This window comes from Paenibacillus sp. cl123, from assembly GCF_900101595.1.
Classification (GTDB): domain Bacteria; phylum Bacillota; class Bacilli; order Paenibacillales; family NBRC-103111; genus Paenibacillus_G.
Genome location: NZ_FMYY01000001.1, coordinates 276,916 through 301,425, shown reverse-complemented (window position 1 = coordinate 301,425; position 24,510 = coordinate 276,916). Strand labels below are relative to the sequence as shown.

Below are 24,510 nucleotides of genomic sequence, written 5' to 3'. Positions count from 1 at the left end.
GCATCCCCCTCTCTCCTACTATCGCTTCATGCCGGCCGATCAGGCGTTATTCAGAGCTTGCTTCATCAAGCCAGCCAAGTTACAGCCCATCCGCACATGGCCGTATTCGCTCGGATGCACCAGGTCGACCGACAGCCCAGAGAAGTCGTCAAGCACCCGGCTTCCCTCAATAACATGCAGCTGCGGGTCGTTCAGACGATGCGCATGCTCCCTCAACATGTCATTATAACGCAAATCCGTCTCTGTCACTTCATTATCGGCGAATGTCGCGAAGTTCGGAAAGATCGTGATCAGAAACAACGGCTTGTCCGGATGCCGGGCCCGGATACGGTCCAGCAGATAGGCGGAGCGCTCAAGGAACTGCTCCGGGGTAAACCGGCCCCGCATATTGACGCCCAGCTCCAGCGTGGCGATCTGCCAGTCGTCCGCCGCCGCCAGAAAATCGGCTGCCTCCTTTTCGATCAGGCAGGAGCCGCTAAGCGCCTTATTCATCACATCGGCTCCCAGATGCCGGGCAGCTTGATGAATGTAGGTCATCGGATGGTTATACAATCCATGGGTGATGGAGGACCCGTAAGCGAGCCAGCGCAGCTGCGGCATTTCGTCTGCCTGCGGCGGACGGACCGGGTGTCCGAAAGCTTGCACCCCGCCCCAAACGCAAGTGTAGCGGCCGAGGCAAATGCGCCATACCTCCGGCGCGAAGCCGGACTGCAGCAGCTGCGCGCGATCGGTCTGATTCGGCCTTACCGGTTCCTCCAGCTGCAGCGTCCGGAACTGGCCTGCCTGCAGCCGGTGCTGGGAATGAAACAGGCCGCCCTTGTAGACGAATATTTCTCCGTCGCATTCAGGGATGCACAGGCTTACGCGAATCGTCTTCGCCGTCGTCACGAAGCGAAGCTCGCAGCCGCTCGCTTCCTCTGAAATCCACCGGCCCCGGTCTTCCAGCGCATGACGCACCTCTCGCGGAAACCGGCGCACATATATGCCTCCGGTCCGCGGGTCCGGTTCCAGCTCAGCCGCATTGTGAATATAAACCTCGTCCCGGATCATCTCTGACTCCCCTTTCCAGGTTCGCCGTCCGCGTACACGGACGTGCCTCTCGTTCGCGCCCAGTCCGCAATACGCGAAGGATCGCCCTGCCAGAGCCGTTCCCTCCCCCATACCGTAGTTTGGGGCGGTTCTGTGAATTCCACCCGGATTACCGGGAACAGACGGGTCGGCCGTTCCTTCGGCAAGCCGAAAATCGTCAGGATGTCCCCATTCTGACGGTAGGGGAGCGTCTGGCCTGTAGTCAGCAGCGTCACACCCGCCACTTCTGTAGGAAGATCCCGCAGCAGCATCTCCGGACGCCCGTCCCAGAAGCGGATGATCAGATAAAGAGAACATCCCTTCCGCGTCTGCCGGCCCCGGGTAACAAATTCCGTCAGGCTGCCGCCATCCGTTCCATAGATCGCTTCGCCATGTACATCCAGCCAGCTTCCCACCTCAAGCGCGCGCTCTACGAACTCGGCCGGCAGCTGCCCGTCAGGCTGCGGTCCTACGTTCAACAACAGATTGCCGCCGCCGCTGCTCCCCGTCTCCGCACATTCGCACAGCATATCCAGCCACTGCTCGGCGGAACGCCATCTCTCTCCGGCCGCATAGCCCCACAGCCGTGAGGTTGTCACCTGGCAGGATTCCCAGAGCCGGTTCGGGTCTTCGGCGATCCGATGCTCCGGTGTGCCGAAGTCGCCCAGATCGTCGCGTTCTCCCGCTCCTCCCCCTCCGTCGGCATGCGCTCCTTGAAGCTCCTCGGCCACGCCCAGCCGGTTGTTGATCAAAATATGCGGCTGCAGCTCCCTCATCTGCTGAACCAACTCCAGACTGCGCAGCTCGCGATGAGTGCGTGGCCAAGCGCCGTCGAAGAAAAAATGATCGATCCGCCCATAACCGCTAAGCAGCTCCAGCACCTGATGATGGCAGTAATCGCGCATCTCCCGCCAGCCCTCCGGGTCCTTCTCCGGCCCGTCGAAGTACGCCGGAATCCGCCAGTCCAGCCACGAGTAATACAAGCCGACGCGCAGCCCCTCCGCCCGGAAGGCGCGGACAAAGTCCGCCACGAAGTCGCGGCCCGGCGCCTGCTTGGCGCTGGAATAATTCGTATACTGCGAATCCCACATGCAGTAACCGTCGTGATGGCGGGTCGTGAAGCAGGCATATTTCATCCCCGCCTTGCGGATCGTATAAGCCCAAAGCTCCGGGTCCCAATGCTGCGGATTCCAACGGCATGCCGCCTCCGCATATTCCCGATGATCCATATGCTCACGGAATAAAATTTGCTCACCGCGCGCGTATTGCGCATACGGTCCCCAATGAATAAACGCCCCGTACCGGCTTTCCTTGAACCAGCTCCAGTAGGCGGGCAGGCTCTTCGTATCCTCTTGTCCCATGCTCTCTTCCCCCGATCCATGCTTCGCTTTGCTCCAGCCGGGCAGCAGCCGCTTATCGCCCGCGCGGACGATAGGGACTGCTCTCCCAGCCTGCATAATCGGGTCCAGCATAGTCCAGGATCTGCCCTTCCTGCAATACACATTTTTCTTGTATATGCGCCCGGTCCATTCGGAGCAAGTCCATGGCCCTTGCGGGCTCAGCGCTTTGACGCCGGTTCCGGCGCTGGCGCTGAACCTTCGCAGCTTAATGCGAATAAGCCCTTCCCCCTCCCTGACGGGAAAAGGAAGGGCCTGCCTCCAAGCAGCTTTGATCCAGTAGCGCTCTCTCTATCCGGGCTGCATCGCGGCTTCCTTCTTACGGCCGTAACGCTTTAATCCTTTATCCAGACCGCAGCAGCTCACTCGTCCGGCCGCGGCGCTTCATTCCTTCATCCTGCCGCAGCACCTCACTCTTTCGTCCGGCCGCGACATTTCATATTTCCGCCCTGTCGCCGGTCAGAGCTGCCTCGTTATGCCCTCCGAGCTGAGAAGGAACCGTACTTGATTGAAGCTTCCTTCTCCGGAATAGCTGCCGACCGGCCCGCTCCGGAAGCTTGTCGTAAACGACATTTCCGCACGCGGCTCCATCGTATGCCGGAACGGCTCGAACTCCACCGGTCTGATAATTCCGTGAAGGTTCATGCCGCCGCCCAGTCTGCGGTTGACATCCGGACTGAGCAGGAATGTAACCGGCTTGCCGCTGTAATTCACCAACCGGTAGCTGCAGGTCATCACGATGACTACCTGTTCCTGCGGAGGCTCGGATTTGTAGCTGCACTCCGAGCCTTTGGGCGAATAACCGATTGCTTCGACTCCTTGAGCGCCAGCCATCCATACATAAGGAAGCTTGCCCGCAAGGGTCGAATAGGTCATAAAAAACAATACGAGTACCACGTTGTACCTGGTCCACCAACGCCGGCTTCGTACCGTCCGGCCATATCGGCGAGCTTCAAGCCAGCCCAAGAGCAGCAGCACGAGTCCGCTAATCGCGCTCCAGTGCAGTCCGCTTTCCCCGCCCCTCGACCAAGCCGGAATCCCGAGCAGACCCAGCAGATAGTCGCCGACAATAAAGCCCATCGACGTTTCCTTCATCCAGATTATACTGAGAAAAGGCAGCAAAACACCTAGAATGCCGAGCACTTTGTTCATCCGCGTATACCTCCCCCTTGCTCCCGAAAGGATCTCCCTCCATGACCGGCAAGTAAGAAAAGCTCCCGACGATGTCCTCACCCACAGACGGACGAGGGATGGCGCGCCCGGAACTGTAACGGAACTCACCGCTCCTTAAAGCCGGTTTTCGGTCGGTCTCACCGATTTAAGCCTTCCGATAGGGAAAAAAGGCCGTCCGCAGACGACCCCTCTTCCCTTTGTATGCTAGTGAATGTCCTTCTTGCGGAATCTTCCGCCCTTGACATCGTGAATATTGCCTACCGCCAGAAAAGCGCTCCGGTCCATCTCCTCGACGATCGACTTCAGCTTGGCTTCCTCCAGCCGGTTGATGACGCAGAAAATAACCAGCTTGTTGCCTCCGGTGAAGGCGCCTTCGCCTTGCAGATAGGTGACCCCTCTGCCCAGCCGGTGAATGATCGCGTCGCCGATCTCGCGGCTGTTCTCGCTGATGATCCAGACTGACTTGGACTCGTCAAACCCTTCGATCGTCAGATCGATCATCTTGTAGGCGATATAGTAGGCGATCAAAGAATACATCGCATGATCCCAGCCGAACACAAAGCCGGCGCTGCTCAGGATAAACAGGTTGAAGAACATGACGATCTCGCCAACCGAGAAAGGCGTTTTTTTGCTGAACAAAATCGCCATAATCTCCGTACCGTCAAGCGATCCCCCGGAGCGGATAACCATGCCGACGCCGACTCCCAGTATGATCCCCCCGAATACGGCCGCCAGCAGAGGATCGGCGGTAAATGCCTTTACCGGGTGCAAATAATAGGTCCCGACCGACATAACAACGACGGCAAATAAGGTGGACAAAGCAAACGTCTTGCCGATCTGCTTGTATCCGATAAAAAGAAACGGTAGATTGAATAAAATTAGAAAAACGCCGATAGGCAATTGGGAGAGATGCGAGGTGATGATGGAAATACCGACAATTCCGCCATCGATGATATTATTTGGTACCAGGAAAATTTCCAGTCCGACGGAGACGAGCGCAGCCCCGATGAACATAAGGACTGCGCGGCGCACCAGTTTGGCGGGCGACAGTTTGGTATGCTGCTTGATATTCGCGAGTTCCCCTTGCAACTGCTTGTTTCCCCCTTATTCCTCAAGTGATAATAGGATATTGTATAGTTTTAATGGTAGGCGCGTCCTTACGATCCGTCAAGCTTGAACTTGATCTTCAGCAAGCCGACCCGCCGCAAGGCGTGATAAATAATGATCAAAACCGGACCCAGGAACAAGCCGACTACGCCAATCGCCTGAAAGCCCACATACATACTAACCAGAGCGGCCAGCGCGTTGATGCCCACCGCATCCCCGATTATCTTCGGCTCCACGATTCGGCGGAAAATCAGAATGACCAGGTACAAGACGACCAGCCCGATAGCCAGCTTCACATTGCCGACGAGCAAGCCATAGGCCGCCCAAGGCAGCAGCACGGCGCTTACGCCCAATACCGGCAGGATATCCACCAGAATAATGACCAGCGCGATGGCCAGCGGATAATCGACTCTAAGCAGCAGCAGACCGACTAGCGTGACGATGTACGTCAGAAGGCTGATCAGCGCTTGAGCGAAAATAAACCCGATGATGGCTTTGCGAAGATCTTGCAGGACGGTGCCCATTTTCGTTCGCGAAGCGTCGTCGAACAAATTCAGAAACGACTGGTGAAGCTTGGGCAAGCTCAGAGAGATCAGATACAGGGCGATGATGAACACGACGAAGAAAATAAACAGGTTCGGGATTGTTTTGGCGAAGCCGATCAAATACCCTGTGATTCCCGAGATCACGGTGTTCAAATTGCTCGTCAGGCCGGCCAGCCCCTCTTCCATCCAGTGTATAGCGTCGGCAGCTACAGCCGGCGGCAGCTTGTCGAAGAAGAATTGCGTCTTGACCGTCGTATCCTCGATAAAGCTTTGAGCTTCAGTGAAATAACCGGGCACATTTTTCAGAAATTGGACAAGCTCAGAAACCATTTTAAAGCCGACAAGGTAAAAAAATCCAAGAACTGCGCCGGTAAATAACGTGCATGCCGTGATGGCGGCTGCCGTCCTGCTCATCCGGGCATACCGGATAAGCATCTGGACGACCGGTTCGAGCAGAATCGCCACCAGCATGGCCAGCAGAAACGGAAAGCCTATCGTAAACAATCCGTAGAGCAGCAGCACACCGATCACGCACAACAGCACCGTTCGTATTGACATGTGCGGCCAAGCCCCTCCTCTATATTAATCTTCCGCTTCCCGAGTCCCGTTCTCCTCAGGCTCCGGCGCCGCCGGCAGCTGATGAATGGTCAGCCTCATCACCCGCAGCCGGTCAACCTCCGTGATCTCTAATACAAATCGCTCATGAACAAGCTGCTGGCCTTTGTCTACGGAGCCCTCCAGCTGCTTGAACAGCCAGCCTCCTATCGAGTCGACCTCCTCATCTTCGATTCCCAGCCCAAGCATGTCATCAAGGTCCTCGAGCAGCACCCGGCCGTCAACGGAGTAGCCCTCGCCGACTTTCTCGATTTCGGGACGTTCCGTTACGTCGAATTCGTCGTGAATTTCTCCGACGATCTCCTCCAGAATGTCCTCGGCTGTGATCAGGCCGGCTGTTCCGCCGTACTCGTCGATGACGATCGCAAGCTGGGATCTCTTCTTCTGCATCATCCGAAGCACATGACTGATCTCCATCGACTCCGGCACCATCAGGACGGGACGGACGAATCGCTTCAGATCCTGCTGCGCGCCTTTGGCGGTGAGCATATCCGTAATATGGACGAAGCCGATGATCTCATCCTTGTCATGGGTCGCAACCGGGTAGCGCGTGTGCTTCGTCTCGTAGACGATATTCAGATTATCCTCGAACGACAGTTCCGTGAAGAGACAGTCCATATCGGTTCGGGGCAGCATGATCTCGCGGGCAACCCGTTCGGAGAACTCGAAAATATTGTCGAAAAGCGCCATCTCGTCTTGATCGATATGGCCGCTGCGCGCGCTTTCATCCATCAGAATGCGGATCTCTTCTTCCGTATGAGCCGCCTCGTGCTCGGTCGCCGGGTGAATGCCGACCAGACGAAGCAGCCGGTTTGCCGCCCCGTTCAGCAGCCAAATAACGGGGAAGAACAGCTTATAGAAAAACATAAGCGGCGCAGACAGCCAAAGCGACGTCATCTCCGACTTCTGGATGGCAAGCGACTTGGGAGCCAGCTCGCCCAGCACGATATGAAGAAACGTGATGACGGCGAAGCCGATCGCGATGGACAGAGCGTCGGCATACCAGGCATGACCGAGCCCCATCAGCCCGAAGAGCGGCTCCACGATCAGATGCGAAATCGCGGGCTCGCCGACCCACCCGAGCCCGAGTGAGGCCAGTGTTATGCCAAGCTGAGTAGAGGACAGATATGCATCCAGCTTCTTGGTGACGGCGAGCGCATATCGGGCCTTGCCGTTCCCCTCGCTTTCCAGCTGCTGCAGGCGTGTTTGCCTCACCTTGACGAGTGAGAACTCCGCCGCCACGAAAAAACCGTTAAGCAATACCAAAAATACGACGAGAACGAGATTCAATGCGATAGAGCCGAAATCAAAGCCTGCCAAGCCTGTACTATGGCTTTCTATACTACTGGCCAATGGGGTTCAAACTCCTTTGCTTAGGGTATGGTCCTGCGCGGTCATCTTCAGACAACCGCATGACGCTTCCTGAAATCAACGTCCTTATAGTACGTATCCGCCACTAGCAAATTCGGGCCGCAGCAGGCGGCTGCCGGGCAATAGCAGCCGACAGTCGCATACAGCGGATGCTGTCGCCAGCGGGCGAAGACTTGGTCCAGGCGGTCATACTGCGCATTACCCAAAGCCGGGACATCTGAAAAATCGGTCACGAACACATCGCCCGTGAACAAATTCACGTTCAATCGGTTGCGGCCGTCCGGATCGTTGCGTACCGTCACCATGGGCTCCTGACGCAAGCGGGCAACGATGCTTCTATCCGCTTCCTGAGGGCTGCAGGCGTAGAACGGCAGCGTGCCGAACAGCATCCACAGCCGCTTGTCGCGGCCGTCCAGCAGAGCATGGATCGCCGTCCGCGTCTCATCTAACGTCAGTACCGGAAGATTGGAAGCGAACGCGCTCGGATACATCGGGTGAACCTCATGCCTCAAGCAGCCCATCTCGGCGATCAGCCGGTGAATGCCGACCAGCTTCTCATGCGTGCGGAAATTAATCATCGACTCGGCCGAGACGAACAGGCCGCCCGCGGACAACGCCCGCGTATTCTCCAGCATCCGCTCGTATAACTTGACAGCCGACTCCCGGCTGGTCCGGCGTTCGGAACGAACGAAGCCGACCTGGTAGAAGTCATCCTCATTCAAATAATTGAACGAGATGTGCATGACATCCAGATAAGGCGCCAGCTCCTCATAGCGGGCAAGATCCAGGGTCAGATTGGAATTGATCTGCGATCTTACGCCGCGTTCTCTCGCATATTTCAACAAGGGCACGATATACTCTCTAACCGTCTTCGCATGGAAGCTGGGCTCGCCGCCCGTAATGCTGATCGTCTCCAGCTGCTCCACCTCATCCAGACGGCGCAGCACATCGGCCAGAGGGAGCCGCGGGCCTTCCGTCAACGTCAGCGATTCACCGACCGCGCAATGCTCGCAGCGCATATTGCACAGATTCGTTACGGTCAGCTCCACGCTCGTCAATCGGTGCTCCCCATAGAGGCGATATGCCGGAAGCGGGTCCCAGGGATCGTATTGCGGCGAAATCTCGGGCAGAGGCGTAGAAGGTAACGAAAATGATTCGGACATGATAGGAAGACACCTGACTCTTCTGTAGGATTGTAGTTCTTCATTAGAAAGATATAGTCTTATTGTAGCGCAATCATGCGGAAAAGAAAACCGGACGCGCGAAAGCCCGCTTCCCAAGGGGAGCGGGCTTTCATATACACGCGCTTCAGGAAACAACCATCTCGCCGCTCACGCCGACGATCATCACATTGAGCGATTTGGACAAGTCGATCTCCCGGCTGCCGTCCAGATCCTGGCCGAACTCGTCCTGGAGCAGACGAACAACGGGCCGATGAGGCACCGTCGCATTCAGATCGACGACAACGCCCTTCTCCCCCGTGCTGAGCGTAACGGTGACGCCGATCGGATAAATGGCAATTTTATCGCGGAACAGCTCGATCTTCTGCTTGTCGTACAGACTCCCTGTGCCTGTAAATAAAATCTCCATAGCCTGATGCGGCAGCATCGCCTTCCGGTATACCCGATGGGTCGTCATCGCATCATACGAATCCACCAAGCCGATCCATCTGGCGAAGTCATGGATTTCTTCGCCCTTCAGGCCGCGCGGATACCCGCTTCCGTCGAGCCGCTCATGATGCTGGAACGCGCAATGCGCGGCAAGCAGCGGAATATTGGGCTCGTCCTTGAGGAATTGAAAGCCGAACGAGGTATGATGCTTAATATGAGAGAACTCTTCATCCGAGAGCCGATCTTTCTTGCGCAACAGCTCGAGGGGGATCTGGGTTTTCCCCACATCGTGGAGAAGCGCGCCGAGACCAAGCGTCATCAGCTCGTCCTGGCTGTAGCCATGGGCTATGCCCAGCATGGTCGAGTAGACGCAGACATTCAAGGAATGATGGAACAAATAGTCATCCATCGCATTGATATTCGTGAGCATAATCATCGCATCCCGGTGATCGCTCAGGTCGCTCATAATCATCTCCATCAGCTTGCGGAACGCTTTGCCTACTTGGACTTGTCCGCTCGTCTTGCGCCTCAGCTGATCATCCGCAATCTTGCGGAATGAATCGCGAATCTCCGTTACCGCACGGACGCGCGTTTCCTCGGAAAGCAAATCCCGGACAATAATATCATCAGTACGAGGATCGTCAATATATGCAAAATCGATGCCGTGGCTTTCCAGCCGGCGTATCATGCTTTGAGTCAGCTCGATCTGCTCGCCTAGAAGCGTTAATCCTTCTGAATTATAAATTTTTTTACCGAGCCTCATCCCTGGCTCCACCATGCTGAGCGGCAGCAGACGCATACCGTTTCCTCATCTCTTCCTATATGAAAAATTTAGAATTTTCGTTGTTCTAATAGCGTATCGGATTCGCAGAAAAAGAGCAACAAAAATTTTGTTTTTCCGACAATTCCTGCACGATCCGACAGTAAAAAAAAGGCAAGCTCTAGGCTTGCCGAAACCGTCTTTGTCAGCTTCGCTCACACTCGATCCACCGCTTCATTTCGCTCTCATGCAGGGCCTCGGGGTCGAGCAGCTCCTGCAACAGCACATCCCGGATAAATTCCGGCAAGTAAAACTCAGGCTCAACGCCTTGACCTATGGATAAATAACCGATGCCGAAGGTGAACATATCGATCGTCGCGACGGAGTAGTCGTGCTGAAGCTGCAGCGGAGTTTCGCCTATATAAACCGAAACAATGCGGGAGTAAGGCTGCGCTTGCGGATCGTATTCCACCCGCATGCCGGCCACGGCCAGCGAGCCGAGCACCTTGCCGCGGAAGCCGAAGCCGATTATCGGCTTATCTTGAAATTCCGGCAGCAGCGATTCCTCCAGCGCCCGGAGTATCTGCTCCCCGGTCAGTTTCAGCCTGCACGGATTGATCGGCGAAGGGCACAGGTCCAGCAGATCGCCCGCCGAGACCGGACCCGCCGGCAGCGCTGCCAGCAGTTGACCGGTGTTGACGATCGCCAGCTCCGCGCCAACCCATCGCTTCAAGCCCGATGCCAGCAAATTGCCAAGCGGCGCCTCGCCGTGCCAGTCGATAGGCAGAGGCATTCCGATATAAGCGACCTCGCGCTTCAGCTTATCTTGGGCCAAGCGGGCATAGCCCTCCAGCAAGGCTTCGATCTCCGGGTCGCCCGGAAGGCCGGCCGTTTCCAGGACGCCTCCCCCTGCCGCACTAACCGTCCCTTGCTTCGTATCCACCTCCAGATCGATATAGCCGACGTACTGGCCGAATTTCCCCGTCGCGCCAATGACCGTTTTGCCGATGATCAAAGGCTCGCTGAGCAGATGATGCGTATGCCCGCCCAAAATGACATCGATGTCGGGGAAAACTTCCGCCAAACGCTCATCGTTGCGCAGCCCCAGATGAGACAACACGATAAGCAGATCGGCTTGCGGCCGCAGCTCGCGGACCGCCTCGCCGATCGTCGCAAACGGATCGCGCGCTTCCCAGCCCAGCAGCCGATAAAACTCGGAGAAAGCCGCGGTCGCTCCGATCAGCCCGATCCGCAAGCCTCCCCTCTCCAGCAAATGCCAAGGCTTTGCCCACGCTGGAACAAGACCGGTGGAAGCCTCGAACATATTGCCCAGGACAACTGTAAATTGCGCCTGCTCGGCATACAGCTTCTGAAGAACATCCGGCGTGTAGGTCAATCCTTCATTGTTGCCCAGCGTCACCGCATCGTAGCCGGTTGCGTTCAGAACAGCCACATTGACCCCGCCGTCGGTCCCCTCCGTCTCCGGACGCATGCGGTCGATATGATCGCCAATATCCAACGTCAGCGTGTGGCGTTCCCCCGCTTCTTCGCGGAGCTTCCGGATGATGCCGGCGATTTTGCCCATCCGGTCGACATGGCTATGTATATCATTCGTATGGACGATACGAAGCTTCCTTTGTTGTTCGGCAATTTGTCTCATCTCGTCAACTCGTCAACCGCGCCGCGCCGACAGCAGCTGCTCGGAACTGATCCGGTTCAGGAAGCCGTAAGTCGCCGCTTCGCCAAGCAGAGGATCGCGGGCGATCCGAAGCCGGATGACGCTTTTGACATTCAGACATTCGCTGCTTCCGTTCGGCACATAGAGACGGATCGGCTGGCTCTTCTGCAGCGGCAGGCCGTTGTCCTGCTCATACACGAAGAAAGCATCCTGCAGCTCCTGCCAAGGGATCGTAGCCTGGAACTCATCGGCCGCGAAAACCTGCAGATGCGTGGGCCGGCTCGCTGCCGCAGCGTCATCCCCTCCGCTCCAGGCGGCGTACCAATGCTGCCAATCAACGGCGTTTCCTTCCGCGCCCTTCACGCGGCTGCCGGCTGCAAACGGCTCTCCCGAGACCGCGGCCAGCTCGCCGGCCGAGGCAAATGTTCGGCTTCCTCTTTGATCATCCACCACTTCAATCATATCCGATAGGCCTCCGCTTCTTGTTTGAGCTTTTATGTAAGTGAACAGACAAATTCCATATAGGCTGAACTGATGACCGGCCTACCAGCCATTATATCACTTTTGGATGCGGATATGGTATGCTGAACATACTTGCTATTCTGCAATCCCATGTACATATACGAAAATTTTCGAGCAACGGAGTGAATGGTCATGAAGCTGAATATCCTGCTGTTTGCCGGGCTTGCCGAGCTTTGGGGCACCCGTCTCCTGCAGCTTGACATCGAACGAAATCCGGACCTCGGCCCGCTGACTGCAGCGGAGCTGAAAGCGATCCTGAGCCGTCAGTATCCCGACTCTGCCGAGGCCATCGCCAATGCCTATATGGCAATCAATCAACAATATGCGGACGATCGCGCGCCTATTCGGGAGAATGACGAGATCGCCCTTATCCCGCCCGTGTCCGGAGGGGAGCCCGAGATGACCGAGCTTACGTCTCAACCGATCATCCCCGATGAAGTAACGCGCAAGGTGCTGCATCCGGATCATGGAGCCGCTCTTACCTTCACGGGCACGACCCGGGAGTGGACCCATGGGAAGCGCACCGTTCTGCTGGAATATGAAGCTTACGAGCCTATGGCGCTGCGCACCTTGACCCAGATAGCGGACGAGATTGGAGGGCGCTGGCCCGGAGCCTTGTGCGCCATCACCCACCGGCTCGGAGAGGTCGCGATCGGCGAGATCAGTGTCGTCATTGCCGTCTCCGCTCCCCATCGTCAAGATGTCTACGAAGCCAGCCGCTACGCCATCGAGCGGCTTAAGCAGATTGTGCCCATCTGGAAGAAGGAGAGATGGTCGGACGGGTCCGAGTGGAAGGGCCATCAACAAGGCCCATGGAACCCGCTGTCCGAGCCGTCAACGCCTTCCCAAGGAGGGGATTTGCCATGAATGCCGCCGATCATCTCCTGCCGCCGCTGACCGGCCTGGACCGCGAACGCTATTCGCGGCAGATGCTGTTCGCTCCGATCGGCGAAGAGGGCCAGGCCAAGCTGCTCCAAGCCCGCATCGCAATCGTCGGGATGGGCGCGCTCGGCACCGTGCTGGCCAATCATATGGCGCGCGCCGGTATTGGTTTTATCCGGATCATTGACAGGGACTTCGTGGAGCGCAGCAATCTGCAGCGGCAGATGCTTTACGACGAAGAGGATGCCGCCTCATCCTCCCCCAAAGCGGAAGCGGGCGCCGCCCGGCTTCGGGCGGCGAACTCGGGGATTATCATCGAGCCTGTCGTAGCCGATTTGAACGCAACCAACGCCGAGGAGCTGCTGACGGATGTGGATCTGATTCTGGATGGCACCGACAATTTCGCCGTCCGCTTTCTCATCAACGATGTGAGCGTCAAACACGGCATTCCGTGGATATACGGCGGTGCCGTAAGCTCCCGCGGCGTGTCGCTCACGATTGTGCCGGGAGAGACTCCGTGCCTGCGCTGCCTGTTCGGACAACCGCCCGGTCAGGGCACTGCGGAGACATGCGATACAGCCGGGGTGCTCGGTCCGCTGATCCACGTGGTCGCCTCCCATCAGGCCACCGAAGCTCTCAAGCTGCTGGTCGGCGCCCGCGCCGCGCTCACCCCCAAGATGATGCATTGGGACATCTGGTACAACCAGCATGCGGGAATTGACGTCAGCCAGGCCCGCAAAGCCGATTGCCCGTGCTGTGGACAGCTCAGCTTCGATTATTTGGAGGCATCCGTAGAAGAGGATACGATTCAATCCTTATGCGGCCGCAATTCTGTCCAGGTACAGCCCAGCCGCCCGCAGCGGCTCTCGTTAGCCGACTGGGAAGCGAGGCTCGCCCCGCTCGGCCGGATCGAACGCAATCCGTTTCTGCTGAAGCTGCATTTAGATGACAAAGGCATGACTTTGGTCCTCTTCCCCGACGGACGGCTGATCGTACAAGGCACGGATGATCCCGTTGCTGCCAAAAGCCTTTACAGTCGTTACATCGGTATGTGAGGCTTATCAAGAGTCTATGTACCTATTTTCATATGAAGTTAATATTAAAAAAATTTTAGTAATCATCTGGCGTGTATAGTTAACATAATTAACTTTTATTGGTATAATAGTAGGACGTGCCCTCTACTGGGATACTCACTAGCTTTGTATAATGCCGAAAACGCAGAGGTGACTTTTTTGCGGATACCGATTAACGAAATCAAGATTGGCGATCGTTTGGGATCTGATGTTTTCAACCATACGGGACTGCTGGTCTTGTCCGCCGCTACCGTCTTGTCGGAAGACGATATCTTCAAGTTATCCCTCCATCATGTGGATGAGGTGGATATCAAGCCGGGTGACGAGAAGCCATCATCAGTCGAAGAAAGGCAGGACAACCGGCAGGAGGAAGCTTACGCACTCTCCAATCCCGGGAAAAACCGGTTGGCGGAGACGCGAGCGATCTATCAAGGGGCAGTGTCCGGCATCAAAAGCGTCTTCGAGCAGGTAGCTGCCGATGGCTATGTTTCGATGGAACAGATCAATGAAGGGTTTAATCCGCTTGTCGAGCAGGTGCATCAGGAAAAGGACGTCGTCTCCCTCCTGCTTGTATTGAACAATAAAGACGACTACACATACCAGCACAGCGTCCAGGTCGGCATGATCTCCTATTATATCGCCAAATGGATGGGGCAGCCCGAAGACGAGGCAGTACTCGCGGGCAAGGCCGGTTATTTGCATGATATCGGGAAAAGCAGAGTGGACCAGCGCGTGCTGACCAAGCCCGGACGGCTGACGGATGAAGAGTACCTGCACATCAAGCAGCATACGGTCTTCGGATATGATATCCTCAAGAAATCGGGTCTGCCCGAAGGCTTGTGCCTGGCTGCCCTCCAGCATCATGAACGAATGGACGGCACGGGCTACCCGCTGCGGCTAAAGGGCCCCGACATCCACCCGCTGGCCAAAATCATCGCCGTCGCCGACGTATACAGCGCCATGATCTCGACCCGGGTGTACCAGAAAAAACGCGATCTGCTGTCTGTGCTGCGCGAGATTCACCGGTGCAGCTTCGGCGAGCTGGAGCCTCATATCGCCCATGCGTTTATCAAGCATATGGTGCCCAACTTTATCGGCAAGCAATTGCAGCTCAGCACAGGGGAGATCGGCAAAATCGTCATGACCCATCCGACCGACTTCTTTCGGCCGCTTGTGAATTTTGACGGTCATTTCATTGATTTATCGCTGCGTCAGGACTTGGGCGTAGAGCATATTTTCGTTTAAAACAGGATTCGTCGGCACAGCCTTATTTGCCGCTTTAACGAATCGCCGCGCTACATTTTGAAATACCGGGGCCAATGGACATTACGTCTATTGGACCCCGGCATTTTTAAACGAAAGTCAATCAGCCAAGCGCGTTGCTTTCAGATAGGTATGCTTCCAATAGGCTTTGTTGATGCTCGTAATCTGCACCCCGTCCTTCGGTTCCGGGGAAGCATGAATCATTCGCTGATCGCCCATATAGATGCCTACATGCCCGACCACTTTATTGGTCTTGAAGCGGCCAGGCACATAGAAGAACATCAGATCCCCCTTGCGGAGCGACTTACGACTGACCGTGACCCCCTGCTTGGCCTGTGCGCGGGCGGTCCGGCTCAGGCTGATGCCTTGCTTATTGAATAAATATTGGGTAAACGTGGAGCAGTCGAACTTGCCAGATTGCGGATATGGATCGGCGCCGAAGTCGTATTTGACTCCAATATACCGTTTGGCCTGCGTAATCAGCCCGTTTAGATCAATATTTTTCAACGCGGGCACGGCATGAATATCTTCCCATCCGTCTGCGGACAGCCAGACCTGGCCCAGCGTCGGCGCCGCTTGCCTTTCCCCTTTGTTCGGATCATTCGGATCATCCTCGAAATCAAGCTCGCTGCCGGTGTTCACTTCATCCGGTCCGTCGATCGGTCCCAACACCGCATTTCCGGATGCCTGAAGAATCATATTTTTCCCTTGCAGCTGATAGCTGACTTCATCCGACAGTAAGAAGGCGAAGGCAGACACGGGAATCAGCACCTGCGAGTTATGCAGGATCGGCGGCTCCGCGAGCTGGACGCTGCTATCCTCTTTTTGCGCCTGCAGACTGCCCGGCTTCAGTTGGAACGCCGCGTCATTATCGCCGAATTTGAAAGTGCTTGAGGCTTCATCCCACTTGAACCGGAAGCCTGCAATCGTAGCGAACTCGGAAGCCACGACATAATCGACTCCGTTCACCGTACGAAACGGGATCGTAGCCTGCTCCGATCCGCTTTGCATCCGGATTGTGCTGCCTTCGCCAACCGCCGTCGTTCTTCCATATTTCTCCTCGCTAAGCTGCCTCTGCGAAGGACGAAGCTCCTGGCTTGAGAGGTTTTGCTGACGAGCCTGCCGCTGTTCCTTGGACAGTTGGCCGCAGCCCGACGTAAAAAGTACGCTCAGAACCAATACCGATGCTGCCAATCGTCTGCTATAACGCTTCATCATACCGACTCCTTGTCTGTTATCGCATGGATGGAACTATAAGCTTAGCATGGGATAGGAAGAAATCAGGTATGCATGCAAAACGCTGGGAACAGATGCATATGTCGGACACGCATAAATAAAGCTCCTGATCGTGCTATTCGAGGAAGATACATTCGTGTTTTAGCCGATCGGAGCCTCTCCGCTAACCCCGCACGGACAATGCAGGAGCAGCGGAAGGAACGTGCAGGGCGGACGATCCCGCCCTCTTGGCGGCAGACGCAAAAAACGTGTCCGAGCGACTTTGACATACTTGCGTCGAAGTCGCTGCGGACACGTATTGAGATGTCTTTTTATCCGATACTGCCTTCCATTTCAAACTTGATCAGCCTGTTCATCTCTACCGCGTATTCCATCGGCAGCTCCTTGGTGAACGGCTCAATAAAGCCCATAACGATCATCTGGGTCGCTTCCGCTTCGGTCAAGCCCCGGCTCATCAGATAGAACAGCTGATCTTCCGATACCTTGGATACCGTCGCTTCATGCTCAAGCGTAATATTGTCGTTCATGATCTCGTTGTACGGGATCGTGTCGGACGTGGACTGATTATCCATAATCAGCGTATCGCACTTGATGTTCGCCTTGGAGCCTTGGGAATTGCGGCCAAACGAGGCGAGTCCGCGGTAAGTGACCTTGCCGCCGTGCTTGCTGATGGACTTCGACACGATCGTGGACGTTGTATCCGGAGCCAAGTGCGTCATTTTGGCGCCGGCGTCCTGATGCTGGCCTTTGCCTGCTACAGCGATGGAAAGTACCATGCCTTTCGCGCCGCGGCCCTTCAGAACGACAGCCGGATATTTCATCGTCAGCTTGGAGCCGATATTGCCGTCCACCCATTCCATGGTCGCGTTCTCTTCAGCCACGGCACGCTTGGTGACGAGGTTGTAAATGTTCGGCGCCCAGTTCTGGATCGTCGTGTAACGCACGCGGGAGTCCTTGAGACAGATGATCTCAACAACCGCGCTGTGCAGAGAGTTGGTGCTGTAAACCGGAGCTGTGCAGCCTTCCACGTAATGGACAAAGCTGCCTTCGTCCGCGATGATCAGCGTCCGCTCGAATTGTCCCATGTTCTCGGAGTTGATCCGGAAGTAGGCTTGGAGCGGAATTTCCACCTTCACGCCTTTAGGGACATAGATGAAGCTGCCTCCCGACCAGACGGCGCTGTTCAGAGCGGCGAATTTGTTGTCGCTCGGAGGGATGATCGTCCCGAAAAACTTCCGGAAAATTTCCGGATGCTCCTTCAAAGCGGTGTCCGTGTCCATGAACAGCACGCCTTGATCCTCCAGATCTTTCTGCATGCTGTGATAAACAACCTCGGATTCGTATTGGGCGGATACGCCCGCCAGAAACTTCTGCTCGGCTTCCGGAATACCCAGCTTGTCGAACGTTTCCTTGATCTCCGTAGGCACTTCCTCCCACGTCTTGCCTTGCTTCTCGGAAGGTTTCACATAGTACTGGATGTCGTCGAAATCCAGATCGTCCATGTTGCCGCCCCACTTCGGCATCGGCATCTTCAGGAACTGCTCCAGCGATTTCAGCCGGAATTCCAGCATCCATTCCGGCTCGCCCTTCATCCGCGAAATCTCGGTTACGATCTCGCGCGTCAGCCCTTTTCCGCTCTGGAAGATGTTCTTATGCTCGTCGCGAAACCCATACTTGTACTCTTCCATCTCCGGCATTTTCTTAGCCATGGCCTTCGTACCTCCTTAGAAACTATCTATACTTACTTTACCCTTTATGCCTTGACTTGATCGATTCCTTTGCGCAGTGCGTTCCAAGCCAGTGTCGCGCACTTGATCCGGGCGGGGAACTTGTTGACCCCCGACAGCGCTTCGATATCCTCGTACTCGAACTCGGCTTGCTCGCCCTTCATCAGCGAGGAAAACGAATCCGCCATCTGCAGCGCTTCCTCCAGCGTCTTGCCCTTGATCGCATCCGTCATCATCGAAGCGGAGGAGAGAGAGATCGAGCATCCCTCTCCCATGAACTTGGCAGCCTTTACCTTGCCGTCCTCCACCTGCATCTGCAGCTGGATTTTGTCGCCGCAGGTCGGGTTGTTCAGGTCGATGCTGACCGACTCCCCTTCGAAGCTCCCGCGGTTCCGGGGATTCTTATAATGATCCATAATGACTCTGCGGTATAAATCATCCAATTGCATGACCGAAGTACTCCTTTGTTTTGATAAGGGCAGCGATCAACCGGTCCACATCGTCTTCGTTATTGTACAAATAAAAGCTTGCCCGTGCCGTCGCCGTCACGTTCAGCCAGCGCATCAGCGGCTGGCAGCAATGATGGCCGGCGCGGACGGCCACGCCCTCCGCATCCAGCACGGTAGCCACGTCATGGGGGTGAACGTCATCCAGATTAAACGTAATCAAGCCCACCCGGTTCGTATGCGGGCCGTATACCGACAGTCCTTCTACCTGCAGCATGCGCTCCATCGCATAAGCGGTCAGCTTTCGTTCGTGCTGCTCGATAGCGTCCAGCCCGATGCTTTGCAGAAAATCAATCGCCGCCCCGAGCCCGACGGCGCCGGCGATGATCGGCGTGCCGCCCTCGAATCTCCACGGGAGATCCTTCCATGTCGAGTCGTACAGGCCCACGTGATCGATCATCTCGCCGCCGAACTCGATTGGCTCCATATTCAAGAGCAGCTCTTTCTTGCCGTACAAGGCGCCGATCCCGGTCGGAGCGCACATCTTATGACCCGAGAAGGCGTAGAAGTCGCAATCCAGCTCCTGCACGTCAACCTTTTTATGCGGCGTCGCCTGAGCGCCGTCCACCAAAATCTTCGCTCCATGCCTATGGGCGATCTCCGCGATTTCCTTGATTGGATTCACGGTGCCCAGCACATTGGAGGCGTAGACGATGGAGACAAACTTCGTGCGCTCCGACACCGTCTTCTCCACATCCTCCAGCTTGATCGTGCCGTCGGATTGCAGAGGCATATACTTCAGCACGGCGCCGGTCGCTTTCGCGACCTGCTGCCATGGGATGAGATTGCTGTGATGCTCCATCGGGGTAATGACGATCTCGTCGCCGGGTCCGCATACGCTTCTTGCATAGCTGGAAGCGACCAGATTGATAGCCGTCGTCGTTCCCCGCGTGAAGATGATCTCCTCGGCAGAGCGGGCGTTCAAGAATTGGCGGACCTTCTCGCGCGCGCCTTCGTAGGCGTCGGTCGCACGGGAGCCGAGCGTGTGAACGCCGCGGTGTACATTCGCATTGTCCTGCTCGTAGTACCGGGTAACGGCCTCGATGACGGATACCGGCTTCTGCGAGGTAGCCGCCGAGTCCAGATAGACGAGCGGATGTCCGTTAATTTCTTGCTTCAAAATGGGGAACTGACTGCGGATATCGGCCGTATTCATTGTCCCAACTTCCTTTCGACGAGAAGCTGCAGCTGCTTGCGCACAAGCTCAAGCGGAATTTCGGCAACGACAGGGTCCAGGAAGCCGTAGATGATCAGGCGCTCCGCTTCCGCTCTGGATATCCCCCGGCTCATCAGATAATACACCTGCTCCGGATTCACCTGGCCCACGCTCGCCGCGTGACCTGCCGTCACATCGTCCTCGTCGATCAGCAGGATCGGGTTGGCGTCGCCGCGCGATTTCGGACTGAGCATCAGCACTTTCTCCGTTTGCTCGCCGTTCGCTTTCGTCGCTCCGTGCTCGATCTTTGTGATGCCGTTGATAATCGCCGTCGCCGCATCGCGCATAACCGCGCGGGTGATCATCTGGCTGTCCGAGCTTTTGCCGAAGTGTACGGCACGCGTCGAGACGTTCAGCTTCTGCTCGCCGGTTCCTACGCAAATCACTTTGGCGTCCGATGTAGAGCCGTTGCCTTTGAGTATGGACGTCGTATCCGATACGGCATTGCCGTAATGCATCTCGCCGACGATCCATTCGATCGACCCGTCGTTCTCGACAGCCGCCCGGCGATATGTCAAGTCCGTGACGCTTTCGTTCAGGTTGTGAACGGAAGCGAAAGTCACCTTGGCTCCGGGTTTCACGACGACCTCAACCGCGCCGTTCTGCACGAGGCCGTTCAGGCTGCCTTCGGATACGAAGTTCTCGACATAAGTGACCGAGGAATGCTGCTCGGCCACGATCAGGACATGCGGCGAGAAGCTCGCTTCGGCGTCGTCCGTCAGAAACAGCGCCTGCACCGGCACGTCGACTACGACGTTCTTAGGCACATACAAAAATACCCCGCCGCTCCACAGAGCGGCATGCAGCGCCGTCAGACGATGCTCATCCTTCGCGATGACGGTCTGGAAATGCTTGCGCACGAGCTCCTCGTGCTGCACCAGCGCTTCCTCGAGACTGCAAAAAATGACGCCAAGGCCGGCCAACTCGGCCGACAAGCTGCTGTATACGACGCCGGAGTTGCGCTGTACGAGCAGATTGTCCGGGCTGCCTTCGCCGCCGCCGGTCAGCAGCGTTCTCGCCGACTCGGGCAGCGACTCGAGATTCGTCAGCTTCTCGGCTTGCTTATAAGTGCCGAAGGAAGACAAATTCCAACGGTCGATTCTTGTTTTTTCCAATACCGGCCAATCGAGTGTTTCGGCAAGCTGAAGCGCCTGTTCACGCAAAGAGGTGATCCATTCGGGTTCTTTCCGTGCTTTGGACTGCTCCACCAAGCTCACGCGGTCGATCGGAAGAGTTTGTGTGCTCATTCGTATTTTCCTCCTGTCCCTCCCGGGTAGCTGATTAATATTTTGGAGCTGTCGTGTTCATCGGAATCTTGAATTCCTCTTCTTCGCTGCCGCCGACCGTCTCATCGACGATGCCCAGCTCTTCCTTGACCCAGTCATAGCCTTCGCTCTCCAGACGCTGAGCCAGCTCAGGTCCGCCGGATTTGACTATGCGCCCTTGCATCATGACATGGACGAAGTCGGGCTTGATGTAGTCGAGCAGACGCTGGTAGTGCGTGATGATCAGGAAGCCGCGGTCTTCGGAACGCATCGCGTTCACGCCGGCTGCCACGATGCGCAGGGCGTCGATATCAAGGCCCGAGTCGATCTCGTCAAGGATGACGATGCGCGGGTCGAGCATCAGCATCTGCAAAATTTCATTGCGCTTCTTCTCGCCGCCGGAGAAGCCTTCGTTGAGGTAGCGGTGCATGAACTCAGGGTTCATCTCCAGCTCCTTCATCTTGCTTTCCATCAGACGGATAAACTTGATCAGGGAAATTTCGCTGCCTTCCTCGCGGCGGGCATTGATCGCACTGCGCAGGAAGTCGGCATTGGTGACGCCGGTAATTTCGCTCGGATACTGCATCGCCAGAAACAGGCCGGCGCGGGCTCTCTCGTCTGTAGCCATCTCGAGCACGTCTTCCCCGTCCAAGGTGACCGAGCCGCCCACCACTTCATATTTCGGATGTCCCATCAGCGTGGAAGCGAGCGTACTTTTCCCCGTACCGTTCGGTCCCATGATCGCATGGATCTCGCCGCCCTTAATCTCGAGGCTCAATCCTTTAAGAATTTCCTTGCCTTCGATCGATGCTTTCAAGCCCTCTATTTGAAAATGAGGAGAATTTGCCATAGCGTGTTTGCCTCCGTACTTCTTTATTTTTTGGAATTGTTTCTTCTTAAGAATCATTCTAAACTGATTCTCAATGATTCTCAATCATAATATACTATTATATCTTACCATTTGGAATCAATAAATACCTGCCTGCGCTCATTTTGACGCTTTTTCTTTGGATCTCACCGGTTTAACGCCGCCTTAATCTCCGCCTGCTTGACCTGAAACTGCTCTTCCGACAATACCTGCCGCCGCTCGACCGCGTCAAGCGCCTTGCCTGGCAATTCGATCCAGGACTTGCAGCCGTTGTAGGCGGGCAAAACGGGAATCCTCACGGGAGTCTCCAGCTTGTACACCCTCAGCAGCATCAGATGAAGCGGCTTGGCGCGCTTCCACTTCAATCTTTCTTCGGCGAACCGGTCCGTCCAGATATGGAACGGCGCCAGCTTGTCCAGCTGCTCCTGCGAATGAATCAGGATGTCCTCGGCCAGTTCGGCATACAGCTCGATGCCGATCTCGATCTGCTCGGCGCTCCAGCCGGACACCAGTTCCTCCACCCGGTCCGCATACGGAGGCTTCACCAGCTCCTTGCGTTGATGCTCATATGTAGGGTACAAATAGAAGCTGTCGCTCTCCACGCGAAACTCTTTTGTTTCCTCGCGGATGCCTCCCTTGCGCATGATCAGGATCTGATCGCCGCGCGCCAAAGCATCCGCCGCGACGGCCCATTCCTTCAGCCCGGCCGCCCATAGGCCCTCTTCGTCCAACCGCGCTCACCCTCCTTTGCAATCCCGTAATAGCGGGTCTCGCGTCCGGTTCGCTATCCGCACGGGATCAACCATTCAAATAATTATAGATTTTTAGGCAAAACATTGCAATTCCGAACCAGCATAAAATCAATCGCAAAGTTCGATGCTAAGACGGCACCAACCCAAAACGTTTGGCCAAGGAGGAAACAGGACGATGCGTGAAGGACTGATTCCAACGGTACTCGGTACGGCTGTAACAGCATCCGGAGCCATGCTCCGCGGCAAGCATCCGATGGCTGCAGCCGCAGTAGTCGGCTTCGGGCTTGCTCATGTCGTGCTCGGCGCGATCGATTTGGTGGAGCACCGCAGAAGATCGCCATTCTAGAAATCCGGTGACTAACGCGCGGCCTGCGGTCGATTGGGGTCTCCACTTTTGTTTTTCAACTCCCCATCGGCAACCCGGCCTCTTGTTCACCGGACTTCTGGGGCATGCCGCAGCGCATCCGCGCTTCGGCGGAGAAGGGAAGGCTTCCAGGCCTTCCCTTTTTCGACTGTCCAGGTCCATGACCCGTTTCTCGTCACCAGGGCTGCCCTTCCGCCTTACTCCATAGCGCTATTCCAACCTGCGGCAAATTGTTTTATACTAGAGGGAATGAACTTGTTTTGCTATGGAAAAAGGAGGAATTTATTCTCAATGTCCGCATATCACCCTTTTACGGAAGCCGAGGCTATCGCCTACTCCAGGCGCATTCCCGAACTGTTCGCCCCAGACAGCGAATTGGTCAGCCGCGAGATCGGCGACGGCAACCTTAACCTGGTCTTCCATATCTCGGAGCCGGCCTCGGGCCGCAGCATTATACTCAAGCAGGCGCTTCCCTATGCCAAGGTCGTAGGAGAGTCATGGCCGCTCACCCTCGACCGGGCGCGCATCGAGAGCGAAGCCCTTCTCATACAAGAAGCCCTTTGCCCTGAGCTTGTCCCCCATGTGCATGTATACGAGCCCGAACTGGCGCTTACCGTGATGCAGGATTTGAGCGATCACGTCATTATGCGCAAAGGGCTGATCGAGCGGCAGCAATACCCGCTGTTCGCCGGGCATATCGCGACTTTCCTGGCCCGGACGCTTTTTTTCACCTCCGACCTCGGCATGAACCAGCAGGAGAAGAAGGAGCGCGTGAAGCAGTTTATCAATCCCGAGCTTTGCAAAATAACGGAGGATCTGATCTTCGACGATCCGTATACCGATTCGCCCAACAACAACGTGCCTCCGGCGATCCAAGATGCGGTTCAGGCGATCTGGCAGGATACGCAGCTTCATATCGAAGTCGCCATCCTGCGCGACAAGTTTCTGACCCGGGCGCAGTCTTTGCTGCACGGGGATTTGCATACAGGCAGCATTTTCATCAAGCCTAATTCCACCAAGGTAATCGACCCCGAATTCGCTTATTACGGACCGATGGGCTTCGATATCGGCGCAGTGTTCGCCAACCTGCTGCTGAACTTCGCCGCCCAGGAGGGATGGAGCTCCGACAACGCCTCCCGCCGCGAGTACCGCGCCTATTTGACAGGAACGATCCGGGAAATCTGGACGAAGTTCGAGGCTGAATTCCGCGCGCTGTGGGAGGAGCACGGGACAGACCGCATGTTCCGCACGCCGGGCTTCGCCGATTATTATATGCAGGAGATTTTGCGGGACGCCATCGGCTATTCCGGCAGCAAGATGGTGCGCCGCGTGCATGGCCTGGCTCAGGTCGCCGATATTAACCAGATCGAAGATAGTGCGGCCCGCGAGCGCGCCCAGCGCATCGCTTTGACGATCGGCGTATCGCTGATCAAATCGAACCGCACGGCCGTCTCGATCGAACAGCTGATCGAAGCCGCCGAGCAGGCTGCGCTGGCCTACAATTAACGAGAG

At 56.3% G+C, this 24,510-nt stretch carries 22 protein-coding genes; 5 read left to right on the top strand and 17 right to left on the bottom strand.

Annotated elements, in window-relative coordinates; all coding sequences use genetic code 11:
• Window positions 1-39 precede the first annotated feature (39 nt).
• From BLR08_RS01325 to BLR08_RS01280, 10 genes are all read right to left on the bottom strand, one after another.
• Window positions 40-1,050: an SGNH/GDSL hydrolase family protein gene (locus tag BLR08_RS01325; protein WP_072330226.1), complete on the bottom strand. Its 1,011-nt coding sequence runs from the start codon at window positions 1,048-1,050 to the stop codon at window positions 40-42.
• Window positions 1,047-2,540, bottom strand: a complete 1,494-nt coding sequence (locus BLR08_RS01320) for an alpha-L-fucosidase (protein ID WP_371117031.1) — start codon at window positions 2,538-2,540, stop codon at window positions 1,047-1,049. Before BLR08_RS01320 ends, BLR08_RS01325 begins: the two co-directional genes overlap by 4 nt.
• Window positions 2,541-2,924: 384 nt before the next feature.
• On the bottom strand, window positions 2,925-3,617 hold the full coding sequence (locus tag BLR08_RS01315) for a hypothetical protein (RefSeq protein ID WP_072330224.1): 693 nt from the start codon (window positions 3,615-3,617) through the stop codon (window positions 2,925-2,927).
• A gap of 225 nt (window positions 3,618-3,842) precedes the next feature.
• Window positions 3,843-4,652 carry a YitT family protein gene (locus tag BLR08_RS01310; RefSeq protein ID WP_090585854.1) on the bottom strand — a complete coding sequence of 270 codons (810 nt, stop codon included), beginning with the start codon at window positions 4,650-4,652 and terminating at the stop codon, window positions 3,843-3,845.
• Window positions 4,653-4,795: 143 nt separating this feature from the next.
• A complete protein-coding gene (ytvI, locus tag BLR08_RS01305; protein WP_072330220.1) occupies window positions 4,796-5,848 on the bottom strand; it encodes a sporulation integral membrane protein YtvI in 1,053 nt (350 codons plus the stop codon).
• Between the two features lie 24 nt (window positions 5,849-5,872).
• Window positions 5,873-7,258: a hemolysin family protein gene (locus BLR08_RS01300; protein ID WP_072330218.1), complete on the bottom strand. Its 1,386-nt coding sequence runs from the start codon at window positions 7,256-7,258 to the stop codon at window positions 5,873-5,875.
• 47 nt (window positions 7,259-7,305) lie between these two features.
• Entirely contained in the window at window positions 7,306-8,439 is a 1,134-nt protein-coding gene (gene yfkAB / locus BLR08_RS01295; RefSeq protein ID WP_072330215.1) for a radical SAM/CxCxxxxC motif protein YfkAB, read from the bottom strand.
• Window positions 8,440-8,584: 145 nt separating this feature from the next.
• Complete coding sequence (locus tag BLR08_RS01290) at window positions 8,585-9,685, bottom strand: HD-GYP domain-containing protein (protein ID WP_072330213.1); 1,101 nt, start codon at window positions 9,683-9,685, stop codon at window positions 8,585-8,587.
• Between the two features lie 166 nt (window positions 9,686-9,851).
• Window positions 9,852-11,306 carry a bifunctional metallophosphatase/5'-nucleotidase gene (locus tag BLR08_RS01285; protein WP_072330211.1) on the bottom strand — a complete coding sequence of 485 codons (1,455 nt, stop codon included), beginning with the start codon at window positions 11,304-11,306 and terminating at the stop codon, window positions 9,852-9,854.
• A 12-nt stretch (window positions 11,307-11,318) separates the two neighbouring features.
• Window positions 11,319-11,786 carry a hypothetical protein gene (locus BLR08_RS01280; RefSeq protein ID WP_072330209.1) on the bottom strand — a complete coding sequence of 156 codons (468 nt, stop codon included), beginning with the start codon at window positions 11,784-11,786 and terminating at the stop codon, window positions 11,319-11,321.
• A gap of 192 nt (window positions 11,787-11,978) precedes the next feature.
• Between BLR08_RS01280 and BLR08_RS01275 the strand changes: the two genes are divergently transcribed.
• From BLR08_RS01275 to BLR08_RS01265, 3 genes are all read left to right on the top strand, one after another.
• Entirely contained in the window at window positions 11,979-12,713 is a 735-nt protein-coding gene (locus BLR08_RS01275) for a molybdenum cofactor biosynthesis protein MoaE (protein WP_072330207.1), read from the top strand.
• Window positions 12,710-13,783, top strand: coding sequence for a ThiF family adenylyltransferase (locus BLR08_RS01270; protein ID WP_072330205.1), 1,074 nt, complete (start codon window positions 12,710-12,712; stop codon window positions 13,781-13,783). The genes BLR08_RS01275 and BLR08_RS01270 overlap by 4 nt, the downstream gene beginning before the upstream one ends.
• A 177-nt stretch (window positions 13,784-13,960) precedes the next feature.
• Window positions 13,961-15,046 (top strand): HD-GYP domain-containing protein, encoded by a 1,086-nt coding sequence (locus tag BLR08_RS01265; RefSeq protein ID WP_072330357.1) that lies wholly within the window; start codon window positions 13,961-13,963, stop codon window positions 15,044-15,046.
• Window positions 15,047-15,163: 117 nt separating this feature from the next.
• On the opposite strand, the gene BLR08_RS01260 is transcribed toward BLR08_RS01265, so the two are convergent.
• The 7 genes from BLR08_RS01260 to BLR08_RS01230 all read right to left on the bottom strand — a co-directional run bounded on the left by BLR08_RS01260 (window position 15,164) and on the right by BLR08_RS01230 (window position 22,613).
• Complete coding sequence (locus BLR08_RS01260; protein ID WP_256257587.1) at window positions 15,164-16,279, bottom strand: C40 family peptidase; 1,116 nt, start codon at window positions 16,277-16,279, stop codon at window positions 15,164-15,166.
• A gap of 332 nt (window positions 16,280-16,611) precedes the next feature.
• Window positions 16,612-18,009 carry a Fe-S cluster assembly protein SufB gene (gene sufB, locus BLR08_RS01255; protein ID WP_072330201.1) on the bottom strand — a complete coding sequence of 466 codons (1,398 nt, stop codon included), beginning with the start codon at window positions 18,007-18,009 and terminating at the stop codon, window positions 16,612-16,614.
• Between the two features lie 44 nt (window positions 18,010-18,053).
• Window positions 18,054-18,476 carry a Fe-S cluster assembly sulfur transfer protein SufU gene (sufU, locus tag BLR08_RS01250; protein ID WP_072330199.1) on the bottom strand — a complete coding sequence of 141 codons (423 nt, stop codon included), beginning with the start codon at window positions 18,474-18,476 and terminating at the stop codon, window positions 18,054-18,056.
• On the bottom strand, window positions 18,463-19,689 hold the full coding sequence (locus BLR08_RS01245) for a cysteine desulfurase (RefSeq protein ID WP_072330197.1): 1,227 nt from the start codon (window positions 19,687-19,689) through the stop codon (window positions 18,463-18,465). Before BLR08_RS01245 ends, sufU begins: the two co-directional genes overlap by 14 nt.
• Window positions 19,686-20,996, bottom strand: a complete 1,311-nt coding sequence (sufD, locus tag BLR08_RS01240; RefSeq protein WP_072330195.1) for a Fe-S cluster assembly protein SufD — start codon at window positions 20,994-20,996, stop codon at window positions 19,686-19,688. Before sufD ends, BLR08_RS01245 begins: the two co-directional genes overlap by 4 nt.
• A gap of 34 nt (window positions 20,997-21,030) precedes the next feature.
• Window positions 21,031-21,864: a Fe-S cluster assembly ATPase SufC gene (gene sufC, locus BLR08_RS01235; RefSeq protein WP_072330193.1), complete on the bottom strand. Its 834-nt coding sequence runs from the start codon at window positions 21,862-21,864 to the stop codon at window positions 21,031-21,033.
• 164 nt (window positions 21,865-22,028) lie between these two features.
• Window positions 22,029-22,613 (bottom strand): DUF1802 family protein, encoded by a 585-nt coding sequence (locus BLR08_RS01230; protein WP_072330191.1) that lies wholly within the window; start codon window positions 22,611-22,613, stop codon window positions 22,029-22,031.
• A gap of 196 nt (window positions 22,614-22,809) precedes the next feature.
• Between BLR08_RS01230 and BLR08_RS01225 the strand changes: the two genes are divergently transcribed.
• Together BLR08_RS01225 and mtnK are read left to right on the top strand one after the other, a co-directional pair.
• Window positions 22,810-22,980, top strand: a complete 171-nt coding sequence (locus tag BLR08_RS01225; RefSeq protein ID WP_072330189.1) for an asparagine synthase — start codon at window positions 22,810-22,812, stop codon at window positions 22,978-22,980.
• Between the two features lie 309 nt (window positions 22,981-23,289).
• Window positions 23,290-24,504 (top strand): S-methyl-5-thioribose kinase, encoded by a 1,215-nt coding sequence (gene mtnK / locus BLR08_RS01220; protein WP_072330186.1) that lies wholly within the window; start codon window positions 23,290-23,292, stop codon window positions 24,502-24,504.
• Window positions 24,505-24,510: the final 6 nt, after the last annotated feature.